Source organism: Azospirillum ramasamyi, from assembly GCF_003233655.1.
GTDB lineage: Bacteria > Pseudomonadota > Alphaproteobacteria > Azospirillales > Azospirillaceae > Azospirillum > Azospirillum ramasamyi.
In genome coordinates this window covers 273,841-288,660 of sequence record NZ_CP029829.1, presented here as the reverse complement: position 1 = coordinate 288,660, position 14,820 = coordinate 273,841, and the positions used below count along the sequence as shown (strand labels likewise).

At 68.4% G+C, this 14,820-nt stretch carries 16 protein-coding genes; 3 read left to right on the top strand and 13 right to left on the bottom strand.

Features of this window, described 5'->3' with window-relative positions; all coding sequences use genetic code 11:
• Nucleotides 1-20 precede the first annotated feature (20 nt).
• From yidC to ffh, 9 genes are all read right to left on the bottom strand, one after another.
• Nucleotides 21-1,748, bottom strand: a complete 1,728-nt coding sequence (gene yidC / locus DM194_RS01305) for a membrane protein insertase YidC (RefSeq protein ID WP_111065581.1) — start codon at nucleotides 1,746-1,748, stop codon at nucleotides 21-23.
• A 55-nt stretch (nucleotides 1,749-1,803) separates the two neighbouring features.
• Nucleotides 1,804-2,130 carry a membrane protein insertion efficiency factor YidD gene (yidD, locus tag DM194_RS01300; protein WP_111065580.1) on the bottom strand — a complete coding sequence of 109 codons (327 nt, stop codon included), beginning with the start codon at nucleotides 2,128-2,130 and terminating at the stop codon, nucleotides 1,804-1,806.
• 15 nt (nucleotides 2,131-2,145) lie between these two features.
• Complete coding sequence (gene rnpA / locus DM194_RS01295; protein WP_111065579.1) at nucleotides 2,146-2,532, bottom strand: ribonuclease P protein component; 387 nt, start codon at nucleotides 2,530-2,532, stop codon at nucleotides 2,146-2,148.
• An 8-nt stretch (nucleotides 2,533-2,540) separates the two neighbouring features.
• On the bottom strand, nucleotides 2,541-2,675 hold the full coding sequence (gene rpmH, locus DM194_RS01290; RefSeq protein ID WP_111065578.1) for a 50S ribosomal protein L34: 135 nt from the start codon (nucleotides 2,673-2,675) through the stop codon (nucleotides 2,541-2,543).
• 101 nt (nucleotides 2,676-2,776) lie between these two features.
• Nucleotides 2,777-3,172, bottom strand: a complete 396-nt coding sequence (rplS, locus tag DM194_RS01285) for a 50S ribosomal protein L19 (protein ID WP_111065577.1) — start codon at nucleotides 3,170-3,172, stop codon at nucleotides 2,777-2,779.
• 41 nt (nucleotides 3,173-3,213) lie between these two features.
• Nucleotides 3,214-3,960 (bottom strand): tRNA (guanosine(37)-N1)-methyltransferase TrmD, encoded by a 747-nt coding sequence (gene trmD, locus DM194_RS01280; RefSeq protein WP_246024310.1) that lies wholly within the window; start codon nucleotides 3,958-3,960, stop codon nucleotides 3,214-3,216.
• A 59-nt stretch (nucleotides 3,961-4,019) separates the two neighbouring features.
• Entirely contained in the window at nucleotides 4,020-4,589 is a 570-nt protein-coding gene (rimM, locus tag DM194_RS01275; RefSeq protein WP_111065575.1) for a ribosome maturation factor RimM, read from the bottom strand.
• Between the two features lie 67 nt (nucleotides 4,590-4,656).
• Nucleotides 4,657-5,013: a 30S ribosomal protein S16 gene (gene rpsP / locus DM194_RS01270; RefSeq protein WP_111065574.1), complete on the bottom strand. Its 357-nt coding sequence runs from the start codon at nucleotides 5,011-5,013 to the stop codon at nucleotides 4,657-4,659.
• Nucleotides 5,014-5,074: 61 nt separating this feature from the next.
• A complete protein-coding gene (gene ffh, locus DM194_RS01265; RefSeq protein ID WP_111067656.1) occupies nucleotides 5,075-6,460 on the bottom strand; it encodes a signal recognition particle protein in 1,386 nt (461 codons plus the stop codon).
• Nucleotides 6,461-6,793: 333 nt separating this feature from the next.
• On the opposite strand from ffh, the gene DM194_RS01260 reads away from it, so the two are divergent.
• On the top strand, nucleotides 6,794-8,185 hold the full coding sequence (locus DM194_RS01260) for a pentapeptide repeat-containing protein (RefSeq protein ID WP_111065573.1): 1,392 nt from the start codon (nucleotides 6,794-6,796) through the stop codon (nucleotides 8,183-8,185).
• 7 nt (nucleotides 8,186-8,192) lie between these two features.
• Here the strand turns inward: DM194_RS01260 and DM194_RS01255 are convergent, their stop codons facing one another.
• From DM194_RS01255 to DM194_RS01240, 4 genes are all read right to left on the bottom strand, one after another.
• A complete protein-coding gene (locus DM194_RS01255; protein WP_246024236.1) occupies nucleotides 8,193-8,864 on the bottom strand; it encodes a hypothetical protein in 672 nt (223 codons plus the stop codon).
• 106 nt (nucleotides 8,865-8,970) lie between these two features.
• Complete coding sequence (locus DM194_RS01250; RefSeq protein ID WP_111065571.1) at nucleotides 8,971-9,603, bottom strand: hypothetical protein; 633 nt, start codon at nucleotides 9,601-9,603, stop codon at nucleotides 8,971-8,973.
• Between the two features lie 30 nt (nucleotides 9,604-9,633).
• Entirely contained in the window at nucleotides 9,634-10,962 is a 1,329-nt protein-coding gene (locus DM194_RS01245; protein ID WP_111065570.1) for a DUF2336 domain-containing protein, read from the bottom strand.
• On the bottom strand, nucleotides 10,959-12,704 hold the full coding sequence (locus tag DM194_RS01240; protein WP_246024235.1) for a sensor domain-containing diguanylate cyclase: 1,746 nt from the start codon (nucleotides 12,702-12,704) through the stop codon (nucleotides 10,959-10,961). The genes DM194_RS01245 and DM194_RS01240 overlap by 4 nt, the downstream gene beginning before the upstream one ends.
• A 216-nt stretch (nucleotides 12,705-12,920) precedes the next feature.
• Here DM194_RS01240 and DM194_RS01235 point away from each other — a divergent pair, with 216 nt between their 5' ends.
• Nucleotides 12,921-13,640, top strand: a complete 720-nt coding sequence (locus DM194_RS01235; protein ID WP_111065569.1) for a pyrimidine 5'-nucleotidase — start codon at nucleotides 12,921-12,923, stop codon at nucleotides 13,638-13,640.
• A gap of 222 nt (nucleotides 13,641-13,862) precedes the next feature.
• The gene (gene dapD, locus DM194_RS01230) at nucleotides 13,863-14,705 is read left to right on the top strand and encodes a 2,3,4,5-tetrahydropyridine-2,6-dicarboxylate N-succinyltransferase (RefSeq protein ID WP_111065568.1); all 843 of its coding nucleotides are present in this window, start codon (nucleotides 13,863-13,865) and stop codon (nucleotides 14,703-14,705) included.
• Nucleotides 14,706-14,820 lie beyond the last annotated feature (115 nt).

The window sequence follows — 14,820 nt, the reverse complement described above, 5'->3', positions numbered from 1 at the left end:
AGGGGCCGGAGATCCGAGGATCAGACCTTCACGCCCATGCGGCGCATGATGGACCACTGCTGGGCGACCGACAGCAGGTTGTTCCAGGCCCAGTAGATCACCAGACCGGCCGGGAAGCCGGCGAGCATGAAGGTGAAGACGATGGGCAGGAACTGGAACACCTTCTGCTGGATCGGGTCCGGCGGGGCCGGGTTCATCTTCTGCTGCAGCCACATGGTGACGCCCATGATCAGCGGCCAGGCGCCGAGATGCAGCAGGGAGGGAGGATCCCAGGGGATCAGGCCGAACAGGTTGAAGATGGTCGTCGGATCGGGCGCGGACAGGTCGTGGATCCAGCCGAAGAAGGGCGCGTGCCGCATCTCGAGGGTCACGAACAGCACCTTGTAGAGCGCGAAGAACACCGGGATCTGGATCAGGATCGGCAGGCAGCCGGACACCGGGGAGACCTTCTCGCGCTTGTACAGCGCCATCAGCTCCTGGTTCATGCGCGCCTGATCGTCGCTGAACTTCTCGCGCAGCTCCTGCATCTTCGGCTGCAGGGCCTTCATCTTGCTCATCGCCTGATAGGACTTGTTGGCGAGAGGATAGAAGACGGCCTTGACGCAGACGGTCAGCAGCAGGATGGCGAGGCCGAAGTTGCCGAGCACCCGCGCGAAGAAGTCCAGCGCGTAGAAGAAGGGCTTGGTCAGGAAGTAGAACCAGCCGAAATCGATCGCGAGGTCGAAGTTCTTGATGTCCAGCTTGTCCGAATAGGCATCCAGCAGCTTCACCTGCTTGGCGCCGGCGAACAGGCGATCGGTGTTCTGGGCAGAGGCGCCCGGCTCCACGGTGATCGGATTGCCGATGAAGTCCGCCTGATAGCGGTCGGCGTTGCCGACGGCGCTGTAGACGAAGCGCGCGTCGACCTTCTCCGTCGGCTCTGGAATGACCGCCACCAGCCAGTACTTGTCGGTGATGCCGAGCCAGCCGCCGGTGGTCTCGATCGACTCGGTGCCCTTCTTGCGCAGATCCTCGTAGGACCGCTCGGTCAGCGTGCCGTTGAAGACGCCGAGCGGGCCCTCATGCAGGATGTAATAGCCCGAGGTGTGCGGCGTGCCGGTGCGCGACACCAGGCTGTATGGCAGCAGGGTGACGGGATTGGCGCCGGTGTTGCGAACCGTCTGCGTCACCGTGAACATGAAGTCCGGATCGACGGCGATCGTGCGCTCGAACACCAGGCCCTGGCCGTTGTCCCAGGTCAGGGTCAGCGGCTTTTCCGGGGTCAGCACGGCGCCGTCGGCGGTCCAGCGGGTCGTCGCGTTCGGGACGGCGATGCCGGCGCCCTGCGGAACCCAGCCGAATTCGGCGTAATAGGAGGCGAGCGTGCCGGCCGGGGCCAGCAGCACGATCTCCGGGCTGTTGGGGTCCGGCGTCTCACGGTATTGGGCCAGCGTCAGATCGTCGATGCGGCCGCCGATGAGGTTGACGGAGCCGTGCAGGGCCGGCGTGTCGATCTTCACCCGGGTGCCGGCCGCCAGCTGCTCCGCGAGCATGACGGAGCGCTCCTTCGCGACCTCTGCCGTGCCAGGGGGCTGCTGCGCGGGCACGCCGGGGGCCGGCACCGGCACCGACTGCTCCGTCTGGGCAGCTTGCTGGGCGGCGAGCTGCTTCTGCTGTTCCACCCGCGGCTTCTCGTAGAAATACTGGAAGCCCAGAAGGATGGCGATCGACAGGGCAATCGCGATGATGAGGTTGCGTTGGTCGGTCATGGCGTCCCGGTTGCCGTGGGGCCTTTGCAAGAAGGGCGGCGTGTGCGCGGCCTTGTTACGGGTTTTCGCCGGGCTGGGCAACCGCCGCATGCCCATTTTCCCGCAGGCCGCAGCGATGGGGCGGCGGCGCCCCCGGCGGCCGGGGATCGGGCACGGGATCCCAGCCCGACCCGCCCCAGGGATGGCAACGCCCGAGCCGGCGCAAGGTCAGCCATCCCCCCCGGATGGCGCCGTGCTTTTCCAGCGATTCGATGGCGTAGCAGGAGCAGGTCGGCTGGAAACGGCAATGCCAGCCCACGAAGGGCGACAAGGTCCAGCGATAGAGATAGACAAGCGCGCGGAGAAGATGCGCGAGTGGGCTGAGGCCGGCGATGCGAAACATGACGTCGCGGCCCCCCTATCCTTCCGCGTCGCGCCACAGGCCAAGGCGTTTCAGCCCGGCCTTCAGGTCGCCGAGCAGGTCGGTCCACGGCCGCTCGGCCGTGTCGCCGCGCGCGACCAGAACGAAGTCGTGGCCCGGTGCGGCGTGGATGGGCAGTATCTGCCGCGCGGCCTCACGCAAACGGCGGCGGGCGCGATTGCGCACCACCGCGTTGCCGACCTTGCGGCTCGCCGTCAGTCCGAGACGGATCGGCGGACCGCCATCGGCGGGCCGCTGCTTGTCGTCGTGCCGGCGCACCTGGAGGATCAGGCCGGGAGCCACATGCTTGCGCCGTGTCCCGGCCACGGCCAGAAACTCCGGCCGCCGCATCAGGCGCCCGACCTCTTGGTCCGGCGCCGCCATCGCGGGGATCAGGCGCTCAGAACCTTGCGGCCGCGGGCGCGGCGGCGGGCGATCACCTTGCGGCCGCCGACGGTGGCCATACGGGCGCGGAAGCCATGACGACGCTTACGCACGATGTTGGAAGGCTGGAACGTGCGCTTCATGGCGCCTACTCCTTAAGCTTTGCTAATGGTGATGGGACGAAGACGCCCAGCCTGACGGCCGGGCGCCGAGCCTATGAACCTGGAAACGACCGGAAGGCGCCTTACTCGGCGGCCTTGCGACCGTTGACCATGCCGCGGCCGGTGGTGCGCTCGGCGATGCGGGCGGCCTTGCCGCGCAGATCGCGCAGATAGTACAGCTTGGCGCGGCGGACGGCGCCACGACGGACCAGCTCGATCGAGTCGATGCGCGGGGAGTACAGCGGGAACACGCGCTCCACGCCCTCGCCGTAGCTGATCTTGCGGACGGTGAAGGAGCTGTTCAGGCCGGCGTTCTTGCGGGCGATGACGACACCCTCATAGGCCTGGACACGCTCGCGCGTGCCTTCGACGACCTTCACGTTCACGCGGACGGTGTCGCCCGACGAGAACTCCGGGATCGTCTTGCCGCCGAGGGCCTTCTCGATCTGCTCCTGCTCGAGCTGCTGCAACAGGTTCATAGCACTACCCCTTTTCTATCGGCGCGCCTCGCGGCGGACCGTCACTCCGGTTTCGGGTCGCGCCGGCGAGCCTGCCGCCGACCCTTGTTCGTAACAGTTACTGCCGGCCGGCTCGCCTGGTAGAGCGACCACAGGTCGGGCCGTCGGGCCTCCGTGATCCTCTCCGCCTCGGCCAGCCGCCAGGCCTTGACCTTTCCGTGGTGACCGGACAGCAGAACCTCCGGCACCGCGCGCTCCACACCCTGCCCGTCGGTCCAGACCGCCGGCCGGGTGTAGTGGGGGTATTCGAGCAACCCCCGTTCGAAACTCTCTTCACCCGCCGTCTCCACGTTGCCCATGACGCCGGGGAGCAAGCGCACCACGGCATCCATCAGGCTGAGCGCGGCGAGTTCCCCGCCGGACAGCACGAAATCCCCGAGGCTGACCTCTTCGAGGCCGTGCGCATCGAGGACCCGCTGGTCCACCCCTTCGTACCGGCCGCAGAGCAGCGTCACCACCGGAGTGGCGGCCAACTCCTTGACCAGATCCTGGTTCAGCACCCGTCCGCGAGGCGAGAGATAGATCGCCCGGCCGCGTCCCGGTGCCCCCACAGGCCCCGCCGTCGCGGTCAGAGCCGCGTCCAGCACGTCGGGCCGCATGACCATGCCGGCCCCTCCGCCGAAGGGGGTGTCGTCGACGGAGCGGTGTTTATCGCGCGCGAACGAGCGAATGTCCACCGATTCCAGCGCCCAGACTCCATTTTCCAACGCCTTGCCGGCCAGCGAGTGGCCGAGCGGCCCCGGAAACATTTCCGGGAACAGCGTCAGAACCTTGGCGGTCCAGACCCGCGGTCCTTCGGCGCCGTGGTTCACGGCCCCTCGCTCCCGCGTCCGTCCTCACCCCCGTCTTCCGCCCCGTCCTCGGAGCCCTCGCGGGCTTCGATCACGGCCGGAAGATCGACGACGATGCGTCCGCCCCGGACATCCACCACCGGCACGCAGGCCTTGGAGAAGGGAAGCATCTCCAGCGGCCCGCCGGCGGTCCTGATTTCGAGCACGTCGCCGCCCCCGAAATCGTAGATCGCCTTCACCGTGCCGTAGAGGCTTCCGTCGGCGAGTTCCGCACGCAGGCCGATCAGGTCGGCGTGGTAGAACTCGTCCTCGTCCTCCGTCGCCGGCAGGGCGTCGCGCTCCACGTAGAGCCGCACGCCCGCCAGCGCCTGCGCCTGTTCCCGGCTCGTCACCCCGTCGACCTTGGCCAGGAAGTTGTCCTTGACCATGCCCTGGAGCGTCACCGTGAAGCGGCGGGCGCCGGCTTCGTCCGACAGCGGGCCGTAGGTCATGATGTCGGCGGGCTCGGCGGTGAAGCTGCGCAGCTTCACCAGCCCCCGCACGCCATGCGATCCCGCGAACTGGCCGACACAGATCTTGGCGGTCATCGTAGGAGCACCCGGCACGTCGTCACGACCTCAACCCTGCGGGCCGTCAGGCCCACCCTCGCCCTCATCAGCCCTCGGCGGCAGCCGCGGCGGCGGCGGCCTCGGCCTTCAGACGCTCCTGCGCCTTGGCCTTCGGAGCCGACTTCTTCGGGGTCTCGCGGACGGCGGGCTTCTCGACCAGGCCGGCATTGGCCAGGAAGAGGACCACGCGGTCCGTCGGCTGCGCGCCGACCGACAGCCAATGCTTGGCGCGCTCGGCGTCCAGGATGATGCGCTGCTCGTGCTCGCGCGGCAGCATCGGGTTGTAGGTGCCGATCTTCTCGATGAAGCGGCCGTCACGCGGGCTGCGGGCGTCCGCGATGACGATCGAGTAGAACGGACGCTTCTTCGCACCACCGCGAGCCAGACGAATCTTCAGAGCCATTGGTCGAAACTTTCTCTTCTCAAGTCAAACAGGTATCAGGTGATTTCCAGAGGCGGTCAGGTCAGCCGAAAGGCCCCTTCCCGCCGAAGCCGCCGAATCCCTTCGGCAGCAGATTGCCCAGGCCGCCGCGCATCATCCCCTTCTTCCCAAGCTTCTGCACCTGCTTCATCATTCCGCGCATGGTCTCGAACTGCTTCAGCAGCTTGTTGACCTCCTGCACCGAGGTGCCGGATCCGGCGGCGATGCGCTTGCGGCGCGAAGCCTTGATGATTTCGGGGTTCTTGCGCTCCGCCTTGGTCATCGAGGAGATGATCGCCTCCTGGCGCTTGATCATCCCGTCGTCGACGTTGGCGTCCTTCAGCTGGTTCTTGATCTTGCCGATGCCCGGCAGCATCCCCATCAGGCCGGACATGCCGCCCATCTTGCGGAGCTGCTTCAGCTGCATCGCCATGTCGTCGAGGTCGAAGCCCTGGCCCTTCTCCATCTTGCGGGCGAGCTTTTCGGCCTCGTCCTTGTCGATGGTCTCGACGGCCTTCTCCACCAGCGACACCACGTCGCCCATGCCGAGGATGCGGCCGGCGATGCGGTCTGGGTGGAAGGGCTCCAGCGCGTCGATCTTTTCGCCGACGCCCAGCAGCTTGATCGGCTTGCCGGTGATCTGGCGCATCGACAGGGCGGCACCGCCGCGCGCGTCGCCGTCGATGCGGGTCAGCACGATGCCGGTGATGCCGACCTTGTCGTTGAAGTTGGTGGCGACGGTGACGGCGTCCTGGCCGGTCATCGCGTCGGCGACCAGCAGCGTTTCCGCCGGCTTGGTCGCGTCGCGGACGGCCGCGACCTCCGCCATCAGCTCCTCGTCGATGGCGAGGCGGCCGGCGGTGTCGAGCATGACGACGTCGTAGCCTTCGAGACGGCCGGTCTCGATGGCGCGGCGCGCGATGGCGACCGGGTCCTGGCCCGGCACGATCGGCAGCGTGGCGACGCCGGTCTGCTCGCCGAGAACCTTCAGCTGCTCCTGGGCGGCCGGACGGCGAACGTCCAGCGAGGCCATCAGGACCTTCTTGCGGTCCTTCGTCTTCAGGCGGAGCGCGATCTTGGCGGTGCTGGTGGTCTTGCCCGAGCCCTGCAGGCCGACCATCAGGATCGGCACCGGCGCGGCGGCGTTCAGGTTGATGTCGGCGCCCTCGCCGAGCATCTCCACGAGGTTGTCGTGGACGACCTTGATGACCTGCTGGCCGGGGGTGACGGACTTCAGCACCTCCTGGCCGACGGCGCGTTCCTTCACCTGGGCGACGAACTGCTTGACGACGGGCAGCGCGACGTCGGCCTCCAGCAACGCCACGCGAACTTCGCGCAGCGCGGCGGAGACGTCCTCCTCGGTCAGCGCGCCACGGCGGCGCAGCTTGTCGAAGATGTCGCCCAGGCGTCCGGTCAGGCCTTCGAACATGCGATACTCGTTCCCCAGTTCCGGGTCCAGCGTCAGAACCGCCACCCGCACAAGCACGAAAGCGCCAGTGCGCGATACTCGCGGACTGGCGGAGATACCCGGCATGTGGCCGGGGTACCCGGTCTATCGGCTTTGCGGAAGACAGGTCGGCGGAACATAGGGAAGCCTGCTTGCCGAGTCAACCGTCAGAAGCGCCTTTGCGGCTTCGGACGAAGGTACCCCTTGCCGGCGGCTGGTTATCCGTCCGACACTTGTCACAAATCGTCGAACTTTAACGAATTTTTGGCGAAGCTTTCTGATTATGAGTAACCAGAAACAGAAGGTATCCCGGCGATGTCGTCCGCCCAGGGCTTTGGGTCCAACAGCCCGCGAACCAAGCTGACCCAGAGCCAGCTCAACGCGATCCTGTTGCGGCATCAGGCTTTCCGCAAAAGCCAGCCGGGCGGTGTGCGCGCCAATCTGAAGATGCGCGACCTGTCTCATCTCGACCTTTCCGGCATCGACCTTTCGGACGCCGACCTGTCGGGCGCCAAGCTGTTCAGCGCGCGGCTGACCGGCGCCAACCTCGTGAACGCCAACCTCTACGCCGCGGACCTGCGGCTCGCCAACTTGGAGAAGGCCGACCTGCGCCGGGCCGACCTGCGCGGCGCCTGTCTTCGCGGCGCCGTGCTGAGCGAGGCCACCCTGGTGGAGGTCGACCTGCGCGACGGCACCCTGCTGCATTACGATTCCAGCGGCGAGATGTTCGCCCACGAGTTTGAGGACAGCGTCCTGACGTCGGAACTGACGGCGGCGACCATCCGCGGCGCCGACCTGTCGCGGGCGAAGGTCGCCAACGCCTTCGTCATGCAGACAGACCTGACCGACGCCATCCTGCGCGGCACGAAGTTCATGCGGGCCAATCTGACCGGGTCCAACCTGACCGGCTGCGACCTGACCGACGCCGACCTGACGGAGGCGAATCTGTCGGGCGCCCGGCTGTCGGGGGCGGTGATGACCGGCTGCGCCATCAACCGCACCAATTTCAGCGGCGCCACCCTGATCGGCGCCATTCTCGACGCGGCCCAGCTGCGCTCGCCCAACATCCAGGCGGCGATCCTGGCGAAGACGCTGGAGAACCCGGAAGACGACCTGCGCGAGATGCTGCTGGAACATCTGGCCTGGATCGACAGCGGCGGCAAGGCCGGCAAGCGCGCCGACCTGTCGGCGCTCGACCTGTCGGGGCGGAGGCTGGACGGCATCAACCTGTCCGCGGCCATCCTGCAATGTATCGCCCTGCGCGGCGCCACGCTGACCGGTGCGGCGATGGCGATAGCCGACCTGTCGCTGGCCGACATGCGCAAGGCCGACCTGTCCAATGCCGATCTGCGCGGCGTGAATTTCGAGCGGGCGACCCTGACCGGCGCCAACCTGACCGGCGCCCAGCTCGGCCCCGTCCATATCCAGACCATGAGCGGCCACATCTGGCGCGCCAACCTGCAGCGCGCCCGGCTTGGCCTTGCGCTGCTCTGCAAGGCCGACCTGCGCAAGGCGAACCTCGCCGGCGCCAATCTGGCGGGCGCCGACCTGACCGGAGCCAACCTGAGCGAAGCCGACCTGACCGGGGCCGACCTGACCGGCGCTGTCCTTGACGGCGCCACGCTGGACCAGGCGATCATCGAGGAGGCGATCGGGCTGGAGGGCGGGCTGGAAAGCGGGCTGGAGGCGACCGGGCTGAAAGGCTGAGGTCAGGTCACGCCGAAGGCCCGCCGCGCTTCGCGATCCAGTCGCCCGAGCCGTAGGCGCTGCGGACATGGTGGACCAGCAGGTTTCGGGCGTCGATCAACTGGCCCATCCGCTCGCGGCAGGCGACGATTCCGGTATCCGGGTGATAGACCGGCGCCAGTTCGCGGAAACGCCGCCGCACCTGATCCTCGTCGAAACACCATTCATTGACGAAACCGAACAGCTGGACCGCGTCGCGCAGTTCGGTGATGCGGCCGTCGAGCGGCTGGAAGGACAGGCGCTGCAGTGCATGGGCCAGCGTCTTGTTGCGGTATCCCAGCGTCTCGACCGCAGCTTCCAGCCGGCGGACATCCTCGCCCGGCAGGATGCGGGTGCCGGGATCGGCCAGCGCCAGCGCCGCGGCCAGCGCCTTGCGGATCGCGGCGTCGGAAACGGTATCGGACGGGGTGGCGCTCCCCACCTCCAGCACCGCCTCCCCGCCGGCATCGCGCGTGCCGGGATCGGCGGCGCTCGCCGGTGCCAGCAGCAGGGCGGCGGCGGCCAGGGCCGACACCCCGACACCGCGCATGGCCGCCAGTTCCAGAACGGCGGCACGGAAACGGACGCCGCAGGGCACGGTGCGCCCGGAGGCGGCGGAAGGGCGGGTGTCTTCCTGTCCGGTCATCGCCGGTGCGGTCATCGTCAGCGCCAACACAAGGTGGAAGCGGGCGCGAGTCTACGCAACGGCCGGGAATCCCGCAATCGCGCGGATGTACGCAGCGGTACGAAGCGGCTCCTTTTCCACCTCAGCGGAGCGTCGTGGCCCCCGACTTGGCCGGCATCCTGTTCAGCAGATCGTCGATATAGGCAGCCTCGTCCTTGCCGGACATGGCGGCGAACCCCTTCAGCATCTGGCTGCCGAAATTGAAGACGCTGGTGATGTCGATCTTCCACGCCCCGCCTTCGCGCACGAAGTCGGCGGGGACCAGCGCCGGACGGTTGTCGACCATCAGCAGGCCGGAGGCCCGGTCGCCCTTCACCCGCACCGGCCCCAGCGAACTGCGGGAGATGACGTTGGGTCCGAGCCAGCCGGCCTTCAGCGCATGGTTGGCGATGTCGCCAACCGACATGCGGCGCAGCTCCGACGGGCCGAGATAGCGGCGCAGCCCCATGGCGGCAAACCGCTCCGCCGGCTCCAGCCGTTGCAGCGGCGCCTCGCCGGGCTGGCGGGCGGCGTCGCGCACCGACTCCAAGGTCCTGACCGAATTGCGGGTGAGCAGCGGAATCACCGCCGCCCCCCGCTTTTCGGTCAGCGCCGTTCGGGCGGCATCGAAGGTCGCGGCGACCGCCCGCTCCTCCGGCGTCTCGCGCGGCGGGGCGGCGAAGCTGGTGGCGGCGGCGATCAGGATGATGAAAAAGGCGAGGAAAGCGACACGCATACTTGGGAGAACCGTAGATGGAACGGAACGTCACGCCTTCGCCTCGACGCCGAAAAATTCGAGCTGCCAACGCATCTCGTCATCGGTCATCGGATAATGCGTGCCGTCGCGAGCATTAAGAGCCGTTTTCGGCGGAATTTGGGCGAGCCGCAACTGGACCTGCCGTGCGAAGCGCATGGTGAGACCGGCGCGCCACACCAGGGCGGTGACGGCGCGCGGCGCATGGGTGGCGACGATGCGGTCCACCACCGCCAACTCGATCTGCGACAGTTCCGCCAGCGCCGCCATGACGAAAGCGCGGTCGCCCTCCACCATCGATCCTTCGATCAGCTTCTCGGTCAGCTTACCCTCCTTGTTCAGGCGAGCCGCCTTGTCGCTGGGGCGCTCCACCGGCTTTTCCGGCCCTGCGGCGGCTCCGCCGACCGCCTCCTCGCCGAAATCGACCGGACCGAGCGGCAGGCCGGGCGCGGCGCCGGCCGCCTGCCCCACCCGCTGGCGCACCGCCTCCACCAGACCGCGCGCCGCGGCGGGGTCGAGGTCGTCGCGGTCCTGCAGCACCTTCAGCAGATTGTCGGCGACGAAGCTGGCCAGCCGCGCCACCGCGCGCGCCGGCAGGCGCGGACGGCGGACCAGCGGCGAATGCCAGGGCTCGTGCTGCGGCGCCTGGTCGAGGATGCGGTCGAGCGTCTCCTCCCGGATCTGGGCCGACGGGTTGCCGAGCAGGGCCGTCACCGCCGCCTCGTCGTCCGAGCGCGCGATGGCGTCGGCGACCGAGGCGGTGACGTTCTGCCGGCTGGCGATGGCGGTCATCGCGCCCCGCACCGGCCCCTTCATGATGATGTCGGTCAGATCCTCTTCGGTGAGGATCGGCGAATACTGCAGGACGGGGCCGCAGACCGACAGCTCCACGTCGCGGGCCAGCCGGTTGATCACGCCGTGCGGGGCGTCGGGCAGGTCCTTCAGCGCTTCGGCCAGGATGCCGCGCACCTCCGTCGCCTGATCGCGGGCCAGCGTCTCCAGGCATTCCACCGTCAGCCGCTCGATCTGGATCGCCTGATCGGCCGACAGTTCGGGCAACAGGCGGGCGATCTTCTGCGCCACCGCCTGACGCACCATGACCTCGCGGTCCTTGGCCAGCAGCAAATCGGCCTGACGCGGGGTGCCGGCGTTGGTCGCGATGGCCCGCCGCACCTCCGCCGCGGCGTCGGCGGCAAGGAAGTACAAAAGCTCCGGGCGGGTCTTGGGATGCTCGGCGACCTTGCGGCGGACCGCCGGATCCTCGCTCTGCACCATCCGCTTGGCGGATTCGTAGTCGGCGGGGTCGAGCGTTTCGGGTCGCTGGCTGGCAGGCGGGGTCACGATGCGGGCTCCGCGGCGGAATGGTCGGAGGATGACTCTGACGATGCCTCGGCGGAAGCGGACGCCTCATAGGCCGGGGCCAGGGCATAATGGCCCTTGCCGCTCTTCTTGGCGGCGTACATGGCGGCGTCGGCACGGTCGGTCAACTCCCGCACCGTTTCGCCGCGGCCGGGGGCGTGGGCAGCGATGCCGATCGACAGGCCCAGCGGCTTCTCGTCGCTGACCGACAGGTGGGCAAGCTCGCGCATGCCCCGCAACAGCCGTTCGGCGACGACGCGGGCCTTGACCTCGTCGGTGCGGCCCAGCCACAGGACGAACTCGTCGCCACCCAGCCGGCCCGGCAGGTCGCCCGGCCGCACCCCGGTGGTCAGCAGCGTGCCGACGGCCTTCAGCACCGTATCGCCCTGCTGGTGGCCATGCAGGTCGTTGACCGCCTTGAAGTTGTCGAGGTCGACATAGAGCAGGGCCGAGGGGCCGCTGTCCGGCCGCGAGATAGACTCCTCCAGCCGTTCGAAGAAGGTGCGGCGGTTGAACAGGCCGGTCAGCCCATCGCGCTCCGACAGGCGCCGCAGCCGCTCCTGATAGGCGAGATGGGCATGCGCGATGCCGATATGGTCGGCCACGCCCGACATCAGCTGGCGGTCGTCGTCGTCCCACGGCTCCGAATCGCCGGCGCGCCAGACCAGCAGCGCACCGTTCACCGCCTGCCGGTGCTCCGTCCGCTCGCCGATCAGCTGAATGTCGCCCAGCCGGTCGGCCACCAGCCCCTCGCCGTTGGCGATGCGGTCGAGCAACGCGGTGCCGACCTCCGGCAGTTCCGCCCCGAATTCCGCCACCAGCGACAGGGCGACGCGGCCGCCCTCCCCGCTGCCCTCGTCCGCCCGGTAGATGCGGCAGCCGTCGGCGCTGAGCGCCCGCGCCGTCTCGGTCGCGGCCACGGCCAGCGCCTCCGCGGCGTCCAGACGGTCGCGCAGGGTGTGGACGATGTGGCCGAGCAGCCTTTCGCGGTTCCGAATGCGCGCCAGTTCGTTGGAGCGCAGCACCTGTTCCGTCACGTCGCGGCAGACGCCGCGGGCGCCGATCCAATCGCCCTGCGGCCCGAACAGCGGCAGGGCGGAGGCGACGATGCAGGACGGCGTGCCGTCGGCACCCTTCAGCCAAAGCTCCGTCTGGTCGACCGGGCGGCGGCAGTCGAAGGGCATCGGCAGGTCTTCCGTCCCCTCCAGCGCCAAGCTGCGCGGATCGCGGCCGATCAGCACGTCGGCCGGATATCCCAGAGCGCCCTTGTGGCTGACGAAGACGAAGGCGCCGTCGGGCCCCGTCTCCCACGCGAAGTCGGAAGAGACCTCCACCAGATCCTTGTAGCGCCGGCGCGACTCAGTCAGCGTGTGGCGCAGCTGCCGTTCCAGCGTGTCGTCGCGTCCCAGCAGGAGGAAGCCGCCGTCCGGGAGCGGCACGCCGGCCCATTCGACGATCATGATCCCGCGCAGCGACTCCACCGGCACAGACCGCAGGCCCGGCGCCACGCTGGACGCCGACAGCCAGCCGCGGAGATCGGGCAGCCAGCGCGGGTCGCTGTCCATCATGTCCTCCGCCTCCGCATTGGCTTCGGCGACGGCAAGGGTCGCATCCAGCCGCAGGGCGGGGCCGGGATACAGCGCGACCAGCGTCACGGGGCCGGTCTGGCCGACGGGGGTGGCGGAGTCGGGGGCGGAGGTACCGGTGGTCAGGAGAAGGTCCACGGCGATCCCAGATGGGCAGTACACAAGGTGGGCGAGCGGAAAACCTTAGGCTGCAAAGGCTGCAGACTTACGCACATACTACCTCTTTAGGGGTTAATCTTCAATCAACCAACGAGGCGGGGAACTCCGCATGGCACAAGGCGAAAGGGAGCGGCATGGGGCTGCGACCTTGTGAAGCGGCTTGCGGCCGGCCCGCGTCGGCCCCATTCTTCGGGGATGACCCCTCCGACCTCTCCCGGCGCACCGGCGCCCGCCCCCGCCACCAAGCTCCCCTCCGCGCTGCGGGACCGCGCGGTGTGGATCTTCGATCTCGACAACACCCTCTACCCGGCGTCCTGCAACCTGTTCGCCCAGGTAGACCTGCGCATCAACGAGTTCATCGCCACTCATTTCAACATCGGCATGGACGAGGCCAGGGTGCGGCAGAAGCAGTTCTTCCGCGATTACGGCACCACGCTGCGCGGCCTGATGAGCGAGCACGACGTCGATCCGGTGGCCTACATGGACTATGTCCACGACATCGACGTCACCGGCGTCCAGCCTTCCGCCCAGCTCGCCGACGCGCTCGACCGGCTTCCAGGCCGCAAGATCATCTACACCAACGGCTCGGTCCGCCATGCGGAGAACATCGCCGGCCGCCTCGGCATCATCGACCGGTTCGAGGCGGTGTTCGACATCACCGCGGCCGGCTATGTGCCGAAGCCCGACCCCCGGCCCTACGCCACCCTGGTGGAGCGCCACGGCATCGACCCCGCCGACACCTGCATGGTGGAGGACATCGCCCGCAACCTCGCTCCCGCGCATGCGCTGGGCATGACCACGGTCTGGGTCCGCGGCGAGCAGGAGTACGAGAAGGCCGGCGTCGGCGCCGGGGTCCACATCGACCACACCGTGGACGACCTGCCCTCCTGGCTGGCCGCCGTCGCTGGTCCCTAAAGCGAATTTGCATTCGCTTTAGATTTCTATGACCTCATTCCCCGGCCGGGCTTCGGCCGCATGAGCGGCCGGGGCCGCCGTCGCGGTCCAATGCGGATAGCAATCCGCTTTAAGGGCTTTGCCGCAAACCGGCTATTTCCGGCCGCGGGTATGGTTGACAGCGGGCGCGATGCCGCTCCATGGTGCCGTCCCTTGGACAATCGACAGCAGAACGACAGCGCCATGAGCCACGCCAGCCTGCAGGCCACCATCGACGCCGCCTGGGAAAACCGGGCCGATCTCACCACCGCCACCACCGGTCCCGTCCGCGACGCCGTGAACGCGGCGCTCGACGCGCTGGATGCCGGCGACCTGCGCGTCGCGGAGAAGACCGCCGACGGCTGGAAGGTCAACCAGTGGCTGAAGAAGGCGGTGCTTCTGTCCTTCCGCCTGAACGCCAACGAGATGATCCCCGGCGGTCCCGGCGGCTCCTCGTGGTACGACAAGGTGCCGCCGAAGTTCGAGAACTGGACCGAAGGCCAGTTCCAGAACGCCGGCTTCCGCGCCCTTCCCGGCGCCATCGCCCGCAAGTCGTCCTACGTCGCCCCCGGCGTCATCCTGATGCCGAGCTTCGTCAATGTCGGCGCCTATGTCGACAGCGGCACCATGGTCGACACCTGGGTCACGGTCGGCTCCTGCGCCCAGATCGGCAAGAACGTCCACCTGTCGGGCGGCGTCGGCATCGGCGGCGTGCTGGAGCCGCTGCAGGCCGATCCGGTCATCATCGAGGACAACTGCTTCATCGGCGCGCGGTCGGAGATCGTCGAGGGCGTGATCGTCGAGGAAGGCGCGGTCATCTCCATGGGCTGCTACATCGGCGCCTCGACCAAGATCATCGACCGCCACACCGGCGAGGTCTTCATGGGCCGCGTCCCGGCCTATTCGGTCGTCGTCCCCGGCTCGCTGCCCGGCAAGCCGCTGCCCGACGGCACCCCCGGCCCGAGCCTGTACTGCTGCGTCATCATCAAGCGCGTCGACGAGAAGACCCGCTCGAAGACCGCGATCAACGACCTGCTGCGGGATTGATCCGGCAGCAATTCCACCGTCACCCCCGCGCAGGCGGGGGTGCAGGCTTCACAGCACTCCGGCCCGCGGCGCCCGGATCCCCACCTTTACGGGGATGACGGCCGGCGGATGCCGG

What these genes read in the sequence shown, in the direction of transcription:
- yidC (WP_111065581.1), bottom strand. Translation starts at nt 1,748, where the DNA reads ATGACCGACCAACGCAACCTCATCATCGCGATTGCCCTGTCGATCGCC.
- yidD (WP_111065580.1), bottom strand. Translation starts at nt 2,130, where the DNA reads ATGTTTCGCATCGCCGGCCTCAGCCCACTCGCGCATCTTCTCCGCGCG.
- rnpA (WP_111065579.1), bottom strand. Translation starts at nt 2,532, where the DNA reads ATGGCGGCGCCGGACCAAGAGGTCGGGCGCCTGATGCGGCGGCCGGAG.
- rpmH (WP_111065578.1), bottom strand. Translation starts at nt 2,675, where the DNA reads ATGAAGCGCACGTTCCAGCCTTCCAACATCGTGCGTAAGCGTCGTCAT.
- rplS (WP_111065577.1), bottom strand. Translation starts at nt 3,172, where the DNA reads ATGAACCTGTTGCAGCAGCTCGAGCAGGAGCAGATCGAGAAGGCCCTC.
- trmD (WP_246024310.1), bottom strand. Translation starts at nt 3,960, where the DNA reads ATGTTTCCGGGGCCGCTCGGCCACTCGCTGGCCGGCAAGGCGTTGGAA.
- rimM (WP_111065575.1), bottom strand. Translation starts at nt 4,589, where the DNA reads ATGACCGCCAAGATCTGTGTCGGCCAGTTCGCGGGATCGCATGGCGTG.
- rpsP (WP_111065574.1), bottom strand. Translation starts at nt 5,013, where the DNA reads ATGGCTCTGAAGATTCGTCTGGCTCGCGGTGGTGCGAAGAAGCGTCCG.
- ffh (WP_111067656.1), bottom strand. Translation starts at nt 6,460, where the DNA reads ATGTTCGAAGGCCTGACCGGACGCCTGGGCGACATCTTCGACAAGCTG.
- DM194_RS01260 (WP_111065573.1), top strand. Translation starts at nt 6,794, where the DNA reads ATGTCGTCCGCCCAGGGCTTTGGGTCCAACAGCCCGCGAACCAAGCTG.
- DM194_RS01255 (WP_246024236.1), bottom strand. Translation starts at nt 8,864, where the DNA reads ATGACCGCACCGGCGATGACCGGACAGGAAGACACCCGCCCTTCCGCC.
- DM194_RS01250 (WP_111065571.1), bottom strand. Translation starts at nt 9,603, where the DNA reads ATGCGTGTCGCTTTCCTCGCCTTTTTCATCATCCTGATCGCCGCCGCC.
- DM194_RS01235 (WP_111065569.1), top strand. Translation starts at nt 12,921, where the DNA reads ATGACCCCTCCGACCTCTCCCGGCGCACCGGCGCCCGCCCCCGCCACC.
- dapD (WP_111065568.1), top strand. Translation starts at nt 13,863, where the DNA reads ATGAGCCACGCCAGCCTGCAGGCCACCATCGACGCCGCCTGGGAAAAC.